This window comes from Spirillospora sp. NPDC029432, assembly GCF_040703975.1.
GTDB lineage: Bacteria > Actinomycetota > Actinomycetes > Streptosporangiales > Streptosporangiaceae > Spirillospora.
In genome coordinates, this window is the sequence record NZ_JBEZWH010000052.1 from 12,076 (window position 1) to 29,540 (window position 17,465).

Annotated in this window: 23 protein-coding genes; 15 read left to right on the forward strand and 8 right to left on the reverse strand. The window is 70.2% G+C overall.

The window, feature by feature from the left end; genetic code table 11:
- Nucleotides 1-29 precede the first annotated feature (29 nt).
- Nucleotides 30-542: a GNAT family N-acetyltransferase gene (locus tag AB0881_RS30540; protein ID WP_366622425.1), complete on the forward strand. Its 513-nt coding sequence runs from the start codon at nucleotides 30-32 to the stop codon at nucleotides 540-542.
- Here AB0881_RS30540 and AB0881_RS30545 read toward each other — a convergent pair.
- Nucleotides 523-915 carry a hotdog domain-containing protein gene (locus AB0881_RS30545; RefSeq protein WP_366622427.1) on the reverse strand — a complete coding sequence of 131 codons (393 nt, stop codon included), beginning with the start codon at nucleotides 913-915 and terminating at the stop codon, nucleotides 523-525. The two genes, AB0881_RS30540 and AB0881_RS30545, sit on opposite strands and share 20 nt — an antisense overlap.
- A gap of 267 nt (nucleotides 916-1,182) precedes the next feature.
- Between AB0881_RS30545 and AB0881_RS30550 the strand changes: the two genes are divergently transcribed.
- On the forward strand, nucleotides 1,183-1,788 hold the full coding sequence (locus AB0881_RS30550) for a hypothetical protein (RefSeq protein ID WP_366622429.1): 606 nt from the start codon (nucleotides 1,183-1,185) through the stop codon (nucleotides 1,786-1,788).
- Here the strand turns inward: AB0881_RS30550 and AB0881_RS30555 are convergent.
- The 3 genes from AB0881_RS30555 to AB0881_RS30565 all read right to left on the reverse strand — a co-directional run bounded on the left by AB0881_RS30555 (nucleotide 1,761) and on the right by AB0881_RS30565 (nucleotide 3,586).
- Nucleotides 1,761-2,168 (reverse strand): DUF397 domain-containing protein, encoded by a 408-nt coding sequence (locus AB0881_RS30555; RefSeq protein WP_366622431.1) that lies wholly within the window; start codon nucleotides 2,166-2,168, stop codon nucleotides 1,761-1,763. The two genes, AB0881_RS30550 and AB0881_RS30555, sit on opposite strands and share 28 nt — an antisense overlap.
- Before the next feature lie 50 nt (nucleotides 2,169-2,218).
- Entirely contained in the window at nucleotides 2,219-3,070 is an 852-nt protein-coding gene (locus AB0881_RS30560; protein ID WP_366622516.1) for a helix-turn-helix transcriptional regulator, read from the reverse strand.
- 294 nt (nucleotides 3,071-3,364) lie between these two features.
- Nucleotides 3,365-3,586 (reverse strand): hypothetical protein, encoded by a 222-nt coding sequence (locus AB0881_RS30565; RefSeq protein ID WP_366622433.1) that lies wholly within the window; start codon nucleotides 3,584-3,586, stop codon nucleotides 3,365-3,367.
- Between the two features lie 82 nt (nucleotides 3,587-3,668).
- Here AB0881_RS30565 and AB0881_RS30570 point away from each other — a divergent pair, with 82 nt between their 5' ends.
- Both AB0881_RS30570 and AB0881_RS30575 read left to right on the forward strand, forming a co-directional pair.
- Entirely contained in the window at nucleotides 3,669-4,100 is a 432-nt protein-coding gene (locus AB0881_RS30570; protein WP_366622435.1) for a hypothetical protein, read from the forward strand.
- The gene (locus AB0881_RS30575) at nucleotides 4,097-4,414 is read left to right on the forward strand and encodes a transcriptional regulator (RefSeq protein ID WP_366622437.1); all 318 of its coding nucleotides are present in this window, start codon (nucleotides 4,097-4,099) and stop codon (nucleotides 4,412-4,414) included. Before AB0881_RS30570 ends, AB0881_RS30575 begins: the two co-directional genes overlap by 4 nt.
- Nucleotides 4,415-4,448: 34 nt before the next feature.
- Here AB0881_RS30575 and AB0881_RS30580 read toward each other — a convergent pair whose 3' ends face one another.
- Genes AB0881_RS30580 through AB0881_RS30590 form a run of 3 tightly spaced genes read right to left on the reverse strand, consistent with a single transcriptional unit; the run spans nucleotide 4,449 to nucleotide 5,491 of the window.
- A complete protein-coding gene (locus AB0881_RS30580; protein WP_366622439.1) occupies nucleotides 4,449-4,865 on the reverse strand; it encodes a PIN domain-containing protein in 417 nt (138 codons plus the stop codon).
- Nucleotides 4,841-5,152, reverse strand: a complete 312-nt coding sequence (locus tag AB0881_RS30585; protein ID WP_366622441.1) for a hypothetical protein — start codon at nucleotides 5,150-5,152, stop codon at nucleotides 4,841-4,843. The genes AB0881_RS30580 and AB0881_RS30585 overlap by 25 nt, the downstream gene beginning before the upstream one ends.
- Nucleotides 5,153-5,164: 12 nt before the next feature.
- Nucleotides 5,165-5,491, reverse strand: coding sequence for a hypothetical protein (locus AB0881_RS30590; protein ID WP_366622443.1), 327 nt, complete (start codon nucleotides 5,489-5,491; stop codon nucleotides 5,165-5,167).
- A gap of 71 nt (nucleotides 5,492-5,562) precedes the next feature.
- Here AB0881_RS30590 and AB0881_RS30595 point away from each other — a divergent pair, with 71 nt between their 5' ends.
- Both AB0881_RS30595 and AB0881_RS30600 read left to right on the forward strand, forming a co-directional pair.
- On the forward strand, nucleotides 5,563-5,943 hold the full coding sequence (locus AB0881_RS30595) for a hypothetical protein (RefSeq protein ID WP_366622445.1): 381 nt from the start codon (nucleotides 5,563-5,565) through the stop codon (nucleotides 5,941-5,943).
- Entirely contained in the window at nucleotides 5,940-6,374 is a 435-nt protein-coding gene (locus AB0881_RS30600; RefSeq protein WP_366622447.1) for a hypothetical protein, read from the forward strand. Before AB0881_RS30595 ends, AB0881_RS30600 begins: the two co-directional genes overlap by 4 nt.
- A gap of 134 nt (nucleotides 6,375-6,508) precedes the next feature.
- Here AB0881_RS30600 and msrA read toward each other — a convergent pair whose 3' ends face one another.
- The gene (gene msrA / locus AB0881_RS30605; RefSeq protein ID WP_366622449.1) at nucleotides 6,509-7,156 is read right to left on the reverse strand and encodes a peptide-methionine (S)-S-oxide reductase MsrA; all 648 of its coding nucleotides are present in this window, start codon (nucleotides 7,154-7,156) and stop codon (nucleotides 6,509-6,511) included.
- A 76-nt stretch (nucleotides 7,157-7,232) separates the two neighbouring features.
- Here msrA and rarD point away from each other — a divergent pair, with 76 nt between their 5' ends.
- From rarD to AB0881_RS30650, 9 genes are all read left to right on the forward strand, one after another.
- A complete protein-coding gene (gene rarD / locus AB0881_RS30610; RefSeq protein ID WP_366622451.1) occupies nucleotides 7,233-8,129 on the forward strand; it encodes an EamA family transporter RarD in 897 nt (298 codons plus the stop codon).
- A 38-nt stretch (nucleotides 8,130-8,167) separates the two neighbouring features.
- On the forward strand, nucleotides 8,168-8,545 hold the full coding sequence (locus tag AB0881_RS30615) for a hypothetical protein (RefSeq protein ID WP_366622453.1): 378 nt from the start codon (nucleotides 8,168-8,170) through the stop codon (nucleotides 8,543-8,545).
- A gap of 428 nt (nucleotides 8,546-8,973) precedes the next feature.
- Nucleotides 8,974-10,344: a cytochrome P450 gene (locus AB0881_RS30620; RefSeq protein ID WP_366622455.1), complete on the forward strand. Its 1,371-nt coding sequence runs from the start codon at nucleotides 8,974-8,976 to the stop codon at nucleotides 10,342-10,344.
- Complete coding sequence (locus AB0881_RS30625; RefSeq protein WP_366622457.1) at nucleotides 10,341-11,240, forward strand: terpene synthase family protein; 900 nt, start codon at nucleotides 10,341-10,343, stop codon at nucleotides 11,238-11,240. Before AB0881_RS30620 ends, AB0881_RS30625 begins: the two co-directional genes overlap by 4 nt.
- 91 nt (nucleotides 11,241-11,331) lie before the next feature.
- Nucleotides 11,332-13,026 carry a prenyltransferase/squalene oxidase repeat-containing protein gene (locus tag AB0881_RS30630; protein ID WP_366622459.1) on the forward strand — a complete coding sequence of 565 codons (1,695 nt, stop codon included), beginning with the start codon at nucleotides 11,332-11,334 and terminating at the stop codon, nucleotides 13,024-13,026.
- A gap of 213 nt (nucleotides 13,027-13,239) precedes the next feature.
- Nucleotides 13,240-15,975: a nitrate- and nitrite sensing domain-containing protein gene (locus AB0881_RS30635; RefSeq protein ID WP_366622461.1), complete on the forward strand. Its 2,736-nt coding sequence runs from the start codon at nucleotides 13,240-13,242 to the stop codon at nucleotides 15,973-15,975.
- Nucleotides 15,975-16,397: a roadblock/LC7 domain-containing protein gene (locus AB0881_RS30640; protein ID WP_366622463.1), complete on the forward strand. Its 423-nt coding sequence runs from the start codon at nucleotides 15,975-15,977 to the stop codon at nucleotides 16,395-16,397. Before AB0881_RS30635 ends, AB0881_RS30640 begins: the two co-directional genes overlap by 1 nt.
- On the forward strand, nucleotides 16,397-16,816 hold the full coding sequence (locus AB0881_RS30645) for a DUF742 domain-containing protein (protein ID WP_366622465.1): 420 nt from the start codon (nucleotides 16,397-16,399) through the stop codon (nucleotides 16,814-16,816). The genes AB0881_RS30640 and AB0881_RS30645 overlap by 1 nt, the downstream gene beginning before the upstream one ends.
- Entirely contained in the window at nucleotides 16,797-17,405 is a 609-nt protein-coding gene (locus tag AB0881_RS30650) for an ATP/GTP-binding protein (protein ID WP_366622467.1), read from the forward strand. Before AB0881_RS30645 ends, AB0881_RS30650 begins: the two co-directional genes overlap by 20 nt.
- Nucleotides 17,406-17,465: the final 60 nt, after the last annotated feature.

Here is a 17,465-nt window from a genome sequence, read left to right on the forward strand (position 1 = left end):
CTGGCCGGAAACTCCGCCAGAATGCGTCCATGCTGGAGACAGAACGACTCGTCCTGCGCCCCCTCACCGGCGCCGACTTCGACGACTTCGCGGCGATGCTGACCCCCGAGGTCACCGCCGGCCTCGCCGAGACGGTGGGCGACTCCCCCGCCGACGCCTGGCGCAGCCTCGCCACGTACATCGGCCACCACCAGATCCGCGGCTACTCCCACTGGGCCGTCATCGAGAAGGCCACCGGCGCCTTCGCCGGCCACGCGGGCCCCTGGCGGCCGCACGGCTTCCCCGGCCTCGGCGTCGGCTGGTGCCTGGCCCGCGACCACTGGGGCAAGGGCTACGCCACCGAGGCCGCCCAGGCGTCCCTCGCGTACTGCTTCAGCGCGCTGGACGCCGAGGACGTCATCTCCGTCATCCTCCCGGGCAACCACCGCTCCATCGCCGTCGCCGAACGCATCGGCCACACGCACCTGCACGACACCGAGTACCGGGGCCGCAAGGTCCACATCTACGGCCAGAAGAGGAAGGTCACCCCAGCCGGGCCATGAACCGCTCCCGGTCGACGACGGCGCGCTCGACCCGTCCCCGCCCGACCTCCGTGCCGTCCTGATCGGTCGCCCGAACACCGAACACCAGCCGCCGCCCCGCCACCTCCGCCAGCTCCGCGACCACCGCGACGCGCGCTCCCACGGGGCTGGCGGCGAGGTGCTCCAGCTCGACCCGCGTACCGACGGACGTCCGCCCGTCCCCGAGCCGCCCCTGAACGGCCCGGACGGTCGCCTCCTCCATGACGGCGAGCAGCCGCGGCGTCCCCAGAACGGGCAGGTCCCCGCTCCCGACCCGTTCCGCGGTGTCCTCGGGCCCCACCACCAGCTCGACTTCCCCCAGATCACCGATCTCCACGACACTCCCTCCGGTCACGCCGAACGTACTCCCTATCCCTCCGGCCACTGCTCGGGGAAGCAGGCGTTCCGCCACACACCTCAGCGCCACCATCCTTGATGACATATGTCATCATGCGACCAAGCTTCTAGATCAAACACGTTGTCCCAGGTCACAGCACCAGAGCCACTGCCACAATTGCTATCGGCAAAGAGCCATATGTCTAACCGCTGTAGGCTTAGGCCCGCATCGCACCCCACATAGGGCAGAATCGGTAGCAATCACCTCACCATCGAGGACAGGCTTATGGTGCGATTGCGAACCCGCAGGCGACCGGAGTCCGGGCTCGCCTACCGCCTGTTCCTAAGGCTCGACGTCGAGAAGTACAGCCGCCTCGACACGCGGCAGCAGGTCGAGGCGCAGGAGGACCTGCGCCGGCTGGTCGACGAGTCCGCGCGCCTCACCGGGCTCATGACCGACGACTGGTACCGCCAGGGCGCCGGCGACGGCGAACTGGTGGCGTTTCCCGCCGACATCGACATCCTCCGGACGGTCGGCACGTTCACCCACCGCCTTCAAAGCGGACTCCAGCGGCTGAACCTGAACCGGAACCCGGACCTGCGGCTGCGGGTGGCGTTCCACCACGGAACGATGGCGCCGGGCCCCCTCGGCCCCGCGGGCGACGGCCCGATCGTCGTCTCCCGGCTACTGGACGCCGACCCGCTCCGCGCCTACCTCACCGAGCACCCCGACCTGGCCCTCGCCCTGGCGGTCTCCGAGTCGCTCTACAACGACGTGATCCGCACCGGCCTCTGCGAACTGGCCCCGGAAAGGTTCATCCCGCTCGAAGTGGAGGTCAAGCAGGTCGTCTACCGCGGCTACATCTACGACGGCAACGGCTCGCCCGCATGAACCGCGCGCACGAGAGCGTTCCACTCCGTGGGCGAGAGCGCCAGGGCCGGCCCGCCGAGATCCTTGGAGTCCCTGATGAGAACGGACGCGCCGCAGCGCGCGACCTCCACGCAGCCGCTGCCGCCGCTCCACCGGCTCTTCCGCCAATCCAGCCGAGGCCTTTCCAACGTCCGCACGCCCCTCTCCGATGGCCGAGCCCCCGTAACAGGGGTCGAGCATCGCGCGGATATCCCTGCCTTTCGGCTCACGGAATACCCGGAGCGACGGGCATTGCCGCACAGACGGCGACCGTCGGCACCCCTGCTCTCTCCCGAACCGAATGCAGAGTCCACCACAACGCCGTGTCGCACCCTGTCAAGGTCAGAGTGTAGGCGCTGCACAAAGATCAGACCATAGGGTGATCAGTACGTCCGGCCCGAATGGCGGGATGTCAGAGCTTTTCGGCGAGACCGCTGAGCAATACGGCCGAGCCCTCCGGCCCGAGCGACATACCGCGCAGCAGTTCGAAGCGTTCCCGGTACCGCACGACGTCCTCCCGGAAGTCGCGGCCGACGATCTCTCCCTGCACTCCTTCCAGATAAAGCACAGGGTCATCTTCGGGCGCCGCGAAATCGAGCATCTGGAAAGAACCCGAGAGTCCCGCATGGGCGCCCGCATTGAACGGCACGACCTCGATCGTCACGTTCGGCCGCTTGGCCATCTCGAGGAGATGGGCGAGCTGGGCGCGCATCATCGCCGTACCACCGACCAGCCGGTGCACCGCCGATTCGTCCAGCACGAAGAAGAACTGCGGCGGATCCGGCCTCTCGAAGAGCTCCTGGCGACGCATCCGGACCTCGACGAGGTCGTCGATGTCGGCACCGGAATCGGATCCACGCAGCTGGAAGAGGATTTCCCGCGCGTACGCGCTCGTCTGCAGGAGGCCCGGGACGAGCAGCGGCTCGAACTGGCGAATGACCTTGGCCGCCGACTCGTAGCCGATCAGATCGAGCAACTGCTGGCTGAGTATCTTGCGATAGGCGTTCCACCAGCCCTGCTCGCGCGCGGCACGGGCCAGGGTCAGGATGTCGTTCACCCGCTCCCCGGCGACGCCGTACATCTGCAACAGGATCCTGACATCGGTCACGGCCACCCTGACCGTACCGCCCTCAATCCGAATGATCTTGGAGAGGGACCACTCCAACTCCTGGGCTGCCTGCTCCTGGGTCAGCCCGGCGGCCTCCCGCGCCGCGCGCAGTTCAGCCCGAAGACGACGCTGATGAACGGTCGGACTGTCCGCCATGCCCACCCTGCCCTGATCATACTGCCATAAAGCACGAAGCGATGTTGCACGGTGCCTAGGGCGTTCAGACTAGTGCATGCAGGAACCTTTTATGCCCTCGCGCGGCCATATCGATGGACACTTTTGGCACCCCACCCTGACCGAAGCAGGACAGGCAGCACCATTCAGGCAGACAAGCTCCACCAACCCGCCACGTCACCCCCACCACCCGCGAAGCCATGCACCCATGCCTCACCAACCACCAAAGTCAGCAGGCGAGGCAAGAGCACTTCCAAGTGGTCCACGAAACGCCCCTCACTCGACACCCGGTGCCACCTCATAGCGGGCGAATACCGACAGCAACAGCCCGATCGGCTCCCGAAGCCGCGCATCGAACGGCTCACCGAAGCGCACGCAGACCACCCGGGTCCCCACGTCATGAGCGAGCCGCACTTCGACCTGCCGCCGCCCCACCAGCGGGTAGGAGTACCAGCCATCGGCCCGTTCCGCGTCGGTGGCGCCGAGCGCACCTACCACGCCGCTTGCCTCCGCGACCGTTGCGCCAGCGCCTCAAGTACTTTAGCCTCACTAAAACGGTTGAGGAGAGGGGATGTACTCCATGGGTACCGAAGAGGACGGGCGGGTGTCGGCTCGGGCGGTTCTGGACGAGGCCGCGCGGGTGCGCGAGCAGGCCAGGCGTTCGGGGCGCTGGCACAGCGGCTTCCTCGCGGCGTTCGGGGCAGTGGCGATCGCGTGGATCGTGCTGCTGGAGTCGGTGTGGCCGCATGGCGCGGCCCGCGCCTACGTCACCGCCGGAGGCGTGCTGGTCGTGGGGGCGGCCAACTGGTGGGCCGAGCGCCGCCAGGTCCTGCCCGCCGGCGCCTCACGGCGGCTCGCCGTCGCCGGGGTCGCCTGGTTCGCGCTGTACCTGGTCGCGATCGGGCCGGTGGCCCGCTGGAAGCTGGAGGAGTCGCTGCCGGGATGGACGGCGGCCGCGACCGTGATGGCACTGCCGTTCTTCATAGCGGCCTGGGCGGGACGGCGGGCATGAGCCATCCCCGCCACGAACTGGACCCGGTGATCCACTCCCCGGCGCGCTTCTCGATCATGGCGCTGCTGTCCTCGGTGGAACGGGCCGACTTCCGGTTCGTCCGCGACACGGTCCAGGTCAGCGACTCGGGCCTGTCCCAGCACCTCACGACGCTGGACAAGGCCGGCTACATCGAGATCCGCAAGGGCCAGGCCGGCCGCCGGACCACCACCTGGCTCACCGCAACCGCCGCGGGCAAAGCCGCGTTCACCGCCCACCTGGAAACACTCAACCGCATCGCCGCCACCCCCGCACCCGAAGAGACCCGCCCCTGAAGCGTGCGCGAATTCTCGATCGGCGGTCTACGGGTCAGACCGCGACGGCGCGAACGGCCTTCCCGCAGAGCGTGGTCATGTCGTCCTCATCGGAGGTGAGGAGAACGACGGGCTTGGGTGCCTGGAGTGCCGTGGCGGCGACGACCGCGTCGATCGCGTACTTATGGCCGTGCAGCCGATGAGCACGCAGAAGGTCCACCGCGGCGTTGCTGATCTCTTCGGTGACCGGCTCGATCCGGAGTCTGGACAGGAACCAGCGCAGCCTGTCCGGCCTGGTCCGTACGTCCTGGGCTTCAACCGGCGTGAGGGCACTGATCACCACACGGAAGTCGTTGTCCTGAGCCTCCCGCACCAGGGCGGTGACACGTTGATCGGCCTGGCACCACTTGGCCAGGCCCTCGCAGTCCAGGACCAGCGTGCCCGCGCTCAGCCTGCTTCGTGCCCGGCCCACTCGGCGCCCTCCTGCAACTCGGGCGCCGCCTTGACCGCGCGGAACAGCTCCGCGGCCTCATCACGGAACTCCTGCGGTATCGGGCCCGACGCCTCCTCGTTGGCCCGCAACGCCTCTTCGAGCAGGTCGCGTTCGATCTGGCGCTCCACGGCGGCGTCGACGTAGGCGGAGAACCCCCGGCTTCCGACCCGCTCGCGGACGGCACGGATGTTCCCCGCCCTCAGCGAGACACTGGCCTTCACAGCCGGGCCCTCACCCAGCCCGAACTCCTTCTCCGGCACGGACATGACCGCAGTTTACTACTCGAAGTGGCAATGCGTGCGGGCCGCGTCTGCGGCGATTCGTTCGGCCACCTGGAGGAGACGGCTCACGTAGTCGGCGTCTTCGCCGCCCAATTGCGGGAGGACGCCACCGAGCTGCTCGGCACAGGCCCGGAGAGTCCTGTATCTCTGCGTGTCGAGGGTGCCCGTACTCAGGTAGGCCGTGATGCAGCCGGCCATGTAGGCGTCAAGAGCCGCCACTGATTCGCCGGTCGGCGCGTCCAGTCCGCGCAGGCCGTCCGGGAACGGCAGGGCCGAGTGCCCTGCCCAGAGGGTGGTGAGCTCGTCGGGCGTCGTTCGGGTCACTCGGTCGAGGCGAGGCCGATCGGGCAGGAGCCTTCCAGCAACTATCCCACTTTTAGTAGTATAGTTAACTCATGGCTGATGTTCGCGAACCTGAGAAGGTCGCCGCAGACAGGCCCCGCACGCAGCGTGGCAAGCGAGGCCGCCGCTCGTCCGCCACCCCGGTCGAGGGGCGTCGAGCCGACACCCCACCGGCGACGACTCGACGCAATCCAGGCTCGGGCGAACGCTACGGCAAGACGGTTAAGAAGTCCGTCACTCTGCGCGAAACCGTCGTGGAACAGATCGAGGCCCGTACGGGCGCGCGAGGCTTCTCCGAGTTTCTGGATGCCGCGGCTGAGCGCCATCTTGCATTGCTCAAGGCACAGGACATCGTCGACGATCACGTAGCGCGACATGGAGAGTTCACGCAGGAGGAACTGGCAGAGGCAGAGGCCGCGTGGCGCGGCGAGTGACCAGCCCGACTCCTCTGGTCGGTCCGGCATTCGTGTTGGACGCTCAAGGTCTGTCGCTTCTCGCCGACGATGACCGGCGCATGGCAGCGAGGTTGGAGCTTGCGGTGCGAGAGGAGTTCGTGCCCGTGATCAGCACTGTCACCATCGCTGAACAGCGTCGTGACGGGAAGGCCGGCAGGCGGCTGGCCTGGCTTCGGTCCAGGCTCACCGTCATCCCGGTGAGCGAGGACATCGCTGACGCGGCTGCCGCCCTACTGGACTCCATCGGCCTATCCGGCCACGACTGTGTGGTGGATGCCTTGGTAGTGGCCACCGCCGCCAGCGCCACCGGCCCTGCGAAGGTCGTGTCCAGCGACGGCTCTCACATTCCAGCACTCTGCAAGGAAGCCAGTGCCAACCGCCCTTCGCCAGTGGACTGGCTCCGCGTCTGACCGCTGGGGCACTTGGCCGGTCGAACCGGCCGGGCAGGAAAAACTGCCACCACCTGCTCGTCCATCCCGCAGTTCACCGAGCGTGACCGCCGACCGAGACGGCCAACCGCTGGACGGCAGGTGGTGGCAAAACGTCACTCGGCGGAGGCCAGGCCGATCGGGCAGGAGAGGCCGGTGCCGGCTATGCCGCAGTAGCCGTTCGGGTTCTTGTGGAGGTACTGCTGGTGGTAGTCCTCGGCGAAGTAGAAGTCGGTCGCACGGGTCACCTCGGTGGTGATGGGGCCGTGGCCGGCGGCGGTGAGGACGTTCTGGTACGTGGCGCGGGAGGCTTCGGCGAGCTTGTGCTGGGGTTCGTCGCGGTAGAAGACGGCCGAGCGGTACTGGGTGCCGACGTCGTTGCCCTGGCGCATCCCCTGGGTGGGGTCGTGGGCCTCCCAGAAGACGCGGAGGAGGTCCTCGTAGGTGACCTGGGACGGGTCGTAGACGACGCGGACGGTCTCGGTGTGGCCGGTCAGGCCGCTGCAGACCTCTTCGTACGTGGGGTTGGGCGTGTAGCCGCCCTCGTAGCCGGCGGCGGTGGAGAGGACGCCGGGGGTCTGCCAGAACTTGCGTTCGGCGCCCCAGAAGCAGCCGAGGGCGAACTCGGCGATCTCGGCGCCGGCCGGGTACGGCGGGGCGAGGGGGGCGTCGAGGACCTCGTGCCGGGGCGGGACCGGGATGGGCTCCGCGCGGCCGGGCAGGGCCTGCTCCGGAGACACCATCTGCGCCTTCGCGAAGAACATGCCCTCAGGGTACGCGCCGGAGCCTGACATCAGCGTGGAGCGGGTTGGGTGATTACGGCCTGCTACGGTGACCGGCGTGAATCGTCAGGGGCTGCTGTTCGGGGCCGGGGCCTACGTGATCTGGGGGCTCTTCCCGCTGTACTGGCCGCTGCTCAAGCCGTCCGGGCCGGTGGAGATCCTGGCGCACCGGATCATGTGGTCGCTGCTCGCGGTGCTGGTGATGCTGGCGTTCGCGCGGCGGTGGGTGCGGGTGACGTGGCGGCAGGCGGGACTGCTGGCCGTCGCGGCGACGGTGATCACGATCAACTGGGGCGTGTACATCTACGCCGTCAACTCCGGGCACACGCTGGACGCGGCGCTCGGGTACTTCGTCAATCCGCTGATCAGCGTGCTGTTCGGGGTGCTGATCTTCCGGGAGCGGTTGCGGAGGTGGCAGTGGGCCGCGGTGGGACTCGGCGTGGTGGCCGTGGTGGTGCTGAGCGTCGACTACGGGCGGCCGCCGTGGATCGCGCTGGTGCTGGCGATGGCGTTCGGCGTCTACGGGCTGGTGAAGAAGTTCGCGAACATGCCGTCGCTGGAGAGCCTGGCGGTGGAGACGGCGGTGATGTTCCTGCCGGCGCTGGGGTTCGCGCTGTTCCTCGAAGGGCAGGGGGACGCGGCGTTCGGGCATGCCGGGGCCGGGCACGCGGTGCTGATCGTGGTGAGCGGGTTCGTCACCGCGGTGCCGCTGCTGCTGTTCAACGGGGCGGCGGTCCGGCTGCCGCTGAGCGTGATCGGGATGCTCCAGTACCTGACGCCGGTGCTGCAGTTCGTCATCGGGCTGCTGGTGCACCACGAGTCGATGCCGGCCGGGCGATGGGCCGGGTTCGTCCTGGTTTGGTCGGCTCTATGCGTGCTGACCTGGGACGGGGTGCGCGCACAGAGATCGCCGGGTTTCGCCGCTTCCCTGGAGGAGAGAGCCTCCAAGCACTAAAGTGCCGGACGTCACATCGCTCGTCCCGAGGAGTCCGGTTGCGCCTGCTGAGCTTCACCGTGGTGGGAGCGGCCGTCATCGCGGCGGGCCTGGCGGCCCCCGCGTCCGGCGCGGAGGACGTCCCGGGCGACGGGATGACCGTCACCCCGGGCGTCGCGCGGCCCGGCGAGCGGGTACGGGTCAGCACCCCCGGGTGCAAGGGGCGGGCCGAGTCGATCGCGTTCACCGAGGGGGCCCGGCTCGGCGGCCGCGGTACGGCGCGGCTGAAGCGCAGCATCGGCGCGGGCACCTACACGGTGGTGGCCGAATGCGGCGGGCGCCAGGTGAGCGCGCGGCTCACCGTGTCGACGGAACGGTCCTGGCCGTCGCTGCTGCCGGGCGCGCTCAACCCGCAGATGGCCCGCGCCACCGGCTGAGCCATTCGCGCCATTTCGCTGAACGCGCGAGATTTTACCGCCGGCACGGACCACAACGGCACGGTCCACGACCGGCACCGGGATGCTCCGGACTTCCTTTCCACGGCTAAGTAAGCCATTTCCACCGGATGATCACAGAGAGTGATCATTTCTGGCGTATCGTCACGGCGGGTGCCCTGACAAGCTGCGTCACCTTAACTGACAATTCTTGGGAAAGTGATGAAGGTCACTGCAACCTTCACACATTTCCTACCATCTGGGGCCTTGATCTCGTTATTTGATCATGTGATACTTCCCCAGAAACGAACATAACTGACAAGCTTCGCAGATACGTAGAGAACGCCCGGCGATCCACACTCGTGCCGCCATCGACGCGCCCGGGGGCGGCCCTTCACAACGCTGACAGCGCACCTGAGAGGCAGTGGGGAATGACCGTTGACGTCGCGCCGAACACGGCACAAAAGGCCAGGTCCTTTCCGCTTTATCGAACATTCTCTCGATTTGTTCGGGACCCGCTGCGGGAACTGGAGCGCATCAGCCGGACGGCCGACGGCGAGATCGCGCGGCTCGATCTCGGGGCGTCGCACCCCTACGTGGTGACCCATCCCGACCACGTGCAGCAGGTGCTCAAGAGCCAGGCGCAGAACTTCGTCCGGGACGGGACGTTCTGGCGCCCCCTGCACACCCTCTTCGGCAGCAGCATCATGTCCGAGGGCGAGGAGTGGGAGGTCAGCAAGCGCGTGCTGCAGCCGGTCTTCTCCACCAAGAACGTCCGGGCGCTGACCGAGAGCATGGCCGCGGCGATCAACCAGGCCGTTGACACGTTCGAGGAGCCGGCCCGCGCCGGACGGCCGATCAGCGTGCTGCCCGAGATGGGCCGCATCGTCAACGAGACCGTCATCAAGGTCCTGTTCGGCGACAAGATCAGGCAGGCGGAGGCGGAGCGGCTCGGGCCGGCGATGGAGCAGGTCGCGACGTCGATCGCGTTCCGGTTCCTGCTGCCGTTCGTACCGCGGCGGATCCCGCTGCCCGGCGACCGGGCGTTCGGCGAGGCCGCCAAGGTCATGGACGAGACGCTGTACGAGCTGGTCGACCGCTTCCGGGACGACCCGGGCGAGGGCTTCGACATCTTCACGGCGCTGTGCCGGGCGCGGATGACCGAGGGCAGCGGACTCGACGACGCGTGGATCCGCGACAACCTGCTGGCCATGTGGGCGACCAGCACCGAGACCACCACCGTGGCGCTGACCTGGATCTGGCCGATCCTCGACCGGCACCCGGAGGTCGCCGCGCGGCTGACGGCCGAGATCGACGCGGTGGTCGGGACCGACCGCGTCCGCCCCGACCACCTGCACCGCCTGCCGTACGTCAAGCAGGTCATCCAGGAGCTGCTGCGGCTCTACCCGATCGGCTGGATCTTCCCGCGGATCGCGCGGGAGGCGACCGACCTCGGCGGCGTCCCGATCAAGGCCGGGCAGACCGTGCTGATCAGCCCGTACCTCACCCACCGGCTGGAGTCGGTGTGGGAGCGGCCGCTGGAGTTCGACCCCGAGCGGTTCGCGCCGGAGCGGGCGCGCACCCACCACCGGTACGCGTACTTCCCGTTCGGCGGCGGCCCGCACATGTGCATCGGCCGGCACGTCTTCAACTTCGAGGCCGAGCTGATCCTGACGAGCATCCTCAGCCGGTTCCGGCCGCGGCTGTCGGAGTCGATCCCGATCGAGCCGAAGATCGGCGCGACGATCCGGCCCCGGTACGACATCGAGATGACGCTCGTCCCCGCGCGGGAGACGGCGTGACGCTGCCGGGCGCCGTCCGGACCGCCGACGCGGTACGGGCGGCGGCCGAGCACGGGAAGATCTGCGCGCTGGCCGCCCGCGCCCAGCGCGACCTGCAGGGGTGCGCGGACCGGCACCCCGAGCTGTTCGCCGCCCGGCCGTTCGACGGCGCGCTGTTCGGTACGGTCTCGCTCGCGAACGCGTTCGGCTCGCCGGACGACTCGGCCGCCCAGATCGAGATCGCCAACCGCACCTCGCTGTGGATCTTCGCCCTCGACTGGCTGGTCGACTACAAGGCACGCTCGCGCGCGGAGGTCGAGGAGGTCCTGGCCGGGTGCCGGGCCGTCGGCGACGGCGGCGACCCCGTTCCGGGGCGGCCGCTGACGGCGTTCCTGGCGGAGATCCGGGACCGGCTGGCGGAGGCGCCGGGGTTCGCGGAGCTGCGCCCGGTGTGGCGGGACGAGCTGGAGCGCATGCTGCGCTCGATGGCGCTGGAGTGGGAGTGGAAGTCCGCCGGCGCCGCCGGCCGCCCCACCTTCGAGGAGTACCTCGACAACGCCGACAACTTCGGCTCCACCTGGGTCAACATCGCGCACTGGATCTCCACCGGGGGCCCGTCCTGGACGGACCACCTGGACGATCTGCGCGCGGCGAGCCGGGAGGTGCAGCGCGTCCTGCGGCTGCTGAACGATCTCGCGACGTACGAGCGGGACGTCGAGTGGGGCGACCTGAACGCGCTGCTGCTGGGCACCGGCCGGGAGGCCGTGACCGAGCGGATCGCCGTGCTCGTCGAGCGGTGCCGCGAGCTCATCGGGGCCCTGCACGGCCCCTGCCCCCGCGAGGCCGTCTATCTGGAGCGCCAGATCGGCTACAGCATTGGCTTCTACGGGGCGACGGACTACTGGGGCGCGCTCTGATGGGCGCTCCCTTCACCGGGGCGGGGCCGCGCGGACGCCCCCGCCCGCCATCGGGGGCCATCCGGTCGGTATCGCGGCTCAGGAGGTCGATGTGACGGAAGCGCCCCCCGCGCCCCATCCGCGAGGCACGCGGCGGCTCGCCGTCGCGGCGGACGTGGCGGCGGACGCACAGGAGCTGATCGCGGGGATCGTGGCCGCCCCGTGGGGCCAGGTGTCCCCGTCGGTGTACGAGACGGGCCGGCTGGTGACGCTCGCGCCCTGGCTGACCGGGCACGGCCGGCGGATCGCGTTCCTGCTGGACGCGCAGCGGCCCGACGGCGGCTGGGGCCCGCCGGACGACGGGTACGCGCTCGTCCCGACCCTGAGCGCGACCGAGGCGCTGCTCGCGGTGCTCGGGGACGGGACCGTCCCCGCGGGCGCCGGGCTCGACGGCGCGGCGATCGCGGCCGCGGCGGGGCGCGGGCTGCGCTTCCTCGGCCGGCTGCTGCCCGGCCCGCTGGACCTGCCGGACATGCCGGCGATCGAGCTGATCTCGCCCGCCCTGATCATCCGGCTCAACCGGTGGCTGGAGGCGGCGCGCGAGCACCCGTGCGCGGGTTCGGAGGGCTGGCCCGCCGGCGGCCTGCCGCTGCCCGCCGGGATGGGCGACACCAAGCTGACGCTGGTCCGGGAGCTGCTGCTGTCGGGCGCGGACGTCCCGCAGAAGCTGCTGCACGCCCTGGAGATCGCCGGGGACGCGGCGTGCGGGCTGCCGCGGATCCGGCCCGAGTCGACCGGGACGATCGGCGCCTCGCCGGCGGCCACCGCCGCCTGGCTGGGCGACCGGACGCCGGCCGATCCGAGCAATCCGGCGCGCTGGCACCTGGAGACGGTGTCCGCGCAGCACGGCGGCCCGGTCCCGGTCGGGTTCCCGCTCACGGTGTTCGAGCGGGCCTGGGTCATGAGCTGGCTGGTGCGCGCGGGCGTGCCGGTCACGGCGCCGCCCGAGCTGGTGCTGAGCCTCACCGCGCCGCTCGGCCCGCACGGGACGCCGGCCGCGGACGGCCTGCCCGCCGACGCCGACACCACCTCGGGCGCCCTGTACGCGCTCGCCCTGCTCGGCGCACCGCACCGGCCCGATCCCCTGTGGGAGTACGAGAACGACACGCACTTCTCCACGTGGCGCGGTGAGGACGGCTCGTCCATCACGACCAACACCCACGTGCTGGAGGCGTTCGGGCAGTACCTCGCGCAGGCCGGGGAGGACCTGGCCGATCCCGGGTCGGTGCGCCGGTACGCGGCGACCGTGGCGAAGGTGGCCGGCTGGCTGCGCGGGCAGCAGGGGCCGGACGGCGCCTGGACCGACCGCTGGCACGCGTCGCCGTACTACGCCACGTCCTGCTGCGCGATCGCGCTGGACCGCTTCGACGGCGAGCGGTCGGCGGACGCGGTGGCCCGCGCGCGCCGGTGGGTCCTGGAGACCCAGCGTCCGGACGGGTCGTGGGGTCGCTGGCAGGGGACCGCCGAGGAGACGGCGTACGCGGTCCAGCTGCTGCTCCTGACCGGCGGCGGCCCGGACGGGAAGCGGGACGGGCAGCGGGACGGACAGCGGGACGAGGAAATCGTCCGCGCGGCGACCCGCGGACGTGGCATCCTGGAAGGTTATCTTCAGCGAGCGGGCGACGCCCGTATGGATCCTCCCCTCTGGCACGACAAGGACCTTTACCATCCGACCGCCATCGTGCGCGCCGGGGTTCTGGCCGCGCTCCACCTCATACGAACGGGATGGCCGAATTCCCTGAAGTGAATTACGACACAAGGTAAACGCTAGGTAAAAGTAGGATGTGTCATGGAGTTGCGCGTTCGCCTTGAGTGGGTTTGGCGGCGTTGCTAAGGTTCTGCGCTGTACGGAAGGGCCCCCGCCGGAACCTCCGCACTTCATCACATCAAGAGTTCCGCGACCGCGAAATCGACGGCTACCGTCTGCGGACTCTGCTTACATATTGTTGGGTCGGTCGTAATGCGCTTCCGCAACTCCCGTCTGCGGACCAAGGTCACAGCCCTGCTGGTTTCGCTCACCGCTCTCTGGATCTTCGCGGCCTGGGTGACACTGCGCGAGGGCGTGAACCTGCTGTTCGTCACCACCTACGACTCGCAGCTCGCCTCGCCGACCGACCCGCTCATCGCCGAGTTGCAGCGCGAGCGCCGGCTCACGGTCATCCGGCTGGCCGACCCGGCCACGCCGCGGGCCGAGCTGACGCGGCAGCGGGACCGTACCGACAAGGTCCGCGCCGATGTGGTGCGCAAGGCCAACAGCGGGAGCCTGCGGCGGTCGGCCGGCGACATCCTGGAACGCCGGGTGAACGAGATGCTCGCCCGGCTGAAGTCGCTGGACGCGGCCCGGCAGCAGATCGACGCCGGTTCCAGCAGCCGCCCGGCGGCGGTCGGCCACTACTCCGAAACCATCGAGTCGATTTTCCGTACTTACGATGAGATTTCGGGTCTGGACGACAAACAGATCGCCAAGGACACCCGGACCCTGCTGCAGCTCAACCGGATGTGGGAACTGCTTTCGCAGGAGGACGCGCTGGTCGTCGGCGCCCTCACCACCGGCCGCATCAGTCCGGCCGAACAGCTGCAGTTCACCCAGCTGGCCGGCGCGCGCCGGCTCAACACCTCGCGCGCCCTCACCGAATTGCAGCCGTCCGACCAGGTCCTCTACAACAGCCTCTCGAAAAGCGCGAGGATCGCGCAGGTGCAGCGGCTGGAAGACCAGGTCATGCAGGCTCGCAAGACCATCCCCGGCAGCCGTACCGCGATCCGCCCCCCGATGAGCGCCCAGCAGTGGAGCGCCGCGACCGAGGGCACGCTGACCGAGATGCGCACGACCATCCAGGCGGCCGGTGACCGGCTCATCGAGCGCTCCACCCCGGTCGCGATCGGCGTCGTCCTGCGGCTGCTCCTCGCCGGCGGTCTCGGCCTCCTCGCGGTCATCGCGTCCATCATCGTGTCCATCACCACCGCCCGCGCCCTGGTCCGGCAGCTGGAGAAGCTGCGCGGCGCCGCCTGGGAGCTGGCCGAGCAGCGGCTGCCCAGCGTCGTGGAACGGCTGGGGCACGGCGAGAAGGTGGACGTCGAGACCGAGGCGCCGCCGCTGCGGTTCGGCAACGACGAGATCGGCGAGGTGGGCCGCGCGTTCAACTACGTGCAGGAGACCGCCATCCGCACGGCCGTCGAGCAGGCCGAGCTGCGCCGCGGCATCCGCGACGTCCTGCTCAGCCTGGCCCGCCGCACCCAGACGCTCGTGCACCGGCAGCTGAGCATGCTCGACACGATGGAGCGCCGCCGCGACATCGACCCCAAGGACCTGGAAGAGCTGTTCCGGCTCGACCACCTGGCCACCCGCATGCGGCGCAACGCCGAGAACCTCATCGTCCTCTCCGGCGCCATCCCGGCCCGCGGCTGGCGCCGCTCCGTCCCGATGGTGGACGTCGTCCGCGCCGCGGTCGGCGAGGTCGAGGACTACACCCGGGTGCAGGTGCTGCCGTTCGGCCCGATCGAGCTGACCGGCCGCGCCGTCGGTGACGTCACCCACCTGCTGGCCGAGCTGATCGAGAACGCGGTGTCGTTCTCGCCGCCGGACACCGTCGTGCAGATCGGCGGTCACCTGGTCGCCAGCGGCTTCGCCATCGACATCGAGGACCGCGGCCTCGGCCTCACCGACGAGAAGCTGGCCGACGTGAACGCGCGGATCGCCGACCCGCCCGAGTTCAACCTGCAGAGCTCCGTCCAGCTGGGCCTGTTCGTGGTCGGCAAGCTCGCCGAGCGCTACGGCCTCCAGGTCATGCTCAAGCGGTCGGCGTACGGCGGCACCACCGCCGTCGTGGTCATCCCCCGCGAACTGGTGATCGAGGACCCGGCGGCCGCGGCCCGCACCCCGGCGGCGCCGGCGGTCACCGCCCCGGCGGAGGACGGGGCCGAGAGCGGCGCCGCGCAGGCCGGGCCGCGCCCGGTGCCCGCCGGCGCCACCACGGAGAACGGCCTGGCCGTCCGCCAGCCGACGATGGTCGGCGCCTCCGACCCCGCCGCCCCGCAGGGCCGGGCGGGCGCCGGGCGGCAGGCCGCCCCGTCCCTCGTGGCGGTCCCCAACCCGCCCAACCCGCGCGACGCGGCGGCCGGCGAGGACGCCTCCCGTCCCGGTGACCCGACCACAACGGGCCCCGTGCCCGGCGGCTCCCACACCACCGGTCCCGCGCCCGCCCAGCCCGGCCCGAACGCGCCCGGAACCGGCACCCCCGGCCCCGACGTGACCGGACCGAATGCGACCGGACCGCTCGATACCCCCGCGACCCCCGCGACACCCACGACACCCGCGACCGCCTCGCCTCCCGCGCCCCCCGCCGCACCGGGCGCCGACCCCGCCCCGGTCCCCGGCCGGGTGATCGATCCGAACGACGCCGGAGCCGAGGGTGCCGCGCGTCCCGAGACCGCGACCCCGGAGGATCTGCCGCCCGTGCCCGACATCGATAGCACCCCCTCCGGCCTGCCCGTCCGCGTCCCGCAGGCGAACCTGGCGCCGCCGCTGCGCACGGACGAGCCGCTCACCGAGCCGGAGCCAGAGCCGGAGCCCGACCAGGGCCGCTCGCCCGAGGACATCCTGCGGATCATGGGTTCCTACCAACGCGGCACCCGCCGCGGCCGGTCCGAGGCCGCGCGGCCCGGGACCGACAACGCTGAAGGCGAGGACGATCAGTAATGCAGAAGACCGGTTCTTCGGCCGACCTGAGCTGGTTGCTGGACGACCTGGTGGGCCGGCTCCCCCACGCCCAGCACGCCATCGTGCTCTCGGCGGACGGGCTTCTGATGGCCTCGTCGCGCGGGTTCACCCAGGACGACGGCGAGCACCTCGCCGCCGTCGCCGCCGGGATCCAGAGCCTCGCCAAGGGTGCCGGGACGCGGTTCGGCGGCGGCCCCGTCCGGCAGACGATCATCGAGATGCAGTCGGCGTTCCTGCTGGTCTCGGTGGCCGGCAAGGGCGCCTGCCTCGCGGTGCTGAGCGACGAGGACGCCGACGTCGGCCTGATCGCCTACGAGATGGCGATGCTGGTCACCGCGATGGGGCACCACCTGAGCACCCCGTCGCGCTCGGACGTCGCGCGGGAAGGCCAGGCCAACTGATGATGCCTCCCGAGGATCCGGCCGAGGAGCAGCGGCAACCCGAGGATCTCTACACCGCCGAGCGGCTGCTGGACGACCGCGCCGGGCCGATGGTGCGCCCGTACGTGATGACCAGCGGCCGGCTCGAACCGACCCGCGGCGACTTCGACCTCATCACGCTGGTGGTCGCGATCGCCGGCAGCGGCGAGGCCGAGATCGGGCTCGGCCCCGAGCACCAGGCGATCCTGCAGCTCAGCCAGTCGGTGATCTCGGTGGCCGAGCTGACCGGCCATCTCAACCTCCCCGTCGCGACCGTGCGGGTCCTGCTGGGCGACCTCCTGGACAAGGGGTTCGTCACCATGCAGGAGCCCGAGCCGGAGGCGGACATGCACGACATCAGGCTCTACAAGGCGGTGATCGATGGTCTCCGGGCCCTCTAGCAGCGACACGAACGGCCGCCGGCTCCCCACCGCGGTCAAGATCGTGATCGCCGGTGGTTTCGGCGTCGGCAAGACCACCATGGTCGGCACCGTCTCCGAGACCCAGCCGCTGCGCACCGAGGAGATCCTCACCGACGAGAGCGTCGGCGTCGACGACGTCTCCGGGGTGGAGCGCAAGAACACCACGACCGTCGCGATGGACTTCGGCCGCATCACGATGCGCGACGAGTACGTCCTCTACCTGTTCGGCACCCCGGGCCAGGAGCGCTTCTGGTTCATGTGGGACGAGGTGGCGCTGGGCGCGCTCGGCGCCGTGGTGCTGGCCGACACCCGCCGGCTGTCGGACTGCTTCCCCTCGGTCGACTACTTCGAGCGCCGCGGCACCCCGTTCATCGTGGCGGTCAACTGCTTCGAGGGCGCCCGCCAGTACGACCTCGAAGAGATCGAGATGGCCCTCAACCTGGGCCCCAAGGTCCCGGTCATGCTGTGCGACGCCCGCAGCCTGGAGTCCTGCAAGAAGGTCCTCATCCACATGGTCCTGCACGCCATGAAGATGCGCGGCCTCGCCCCGGCCCCCCAGAACGCCTGACCGGCGGAGACCGGAACGCCCGCCCCGGAACGTTCGGGGCGGGCGTCGTTCGTCCTGGTC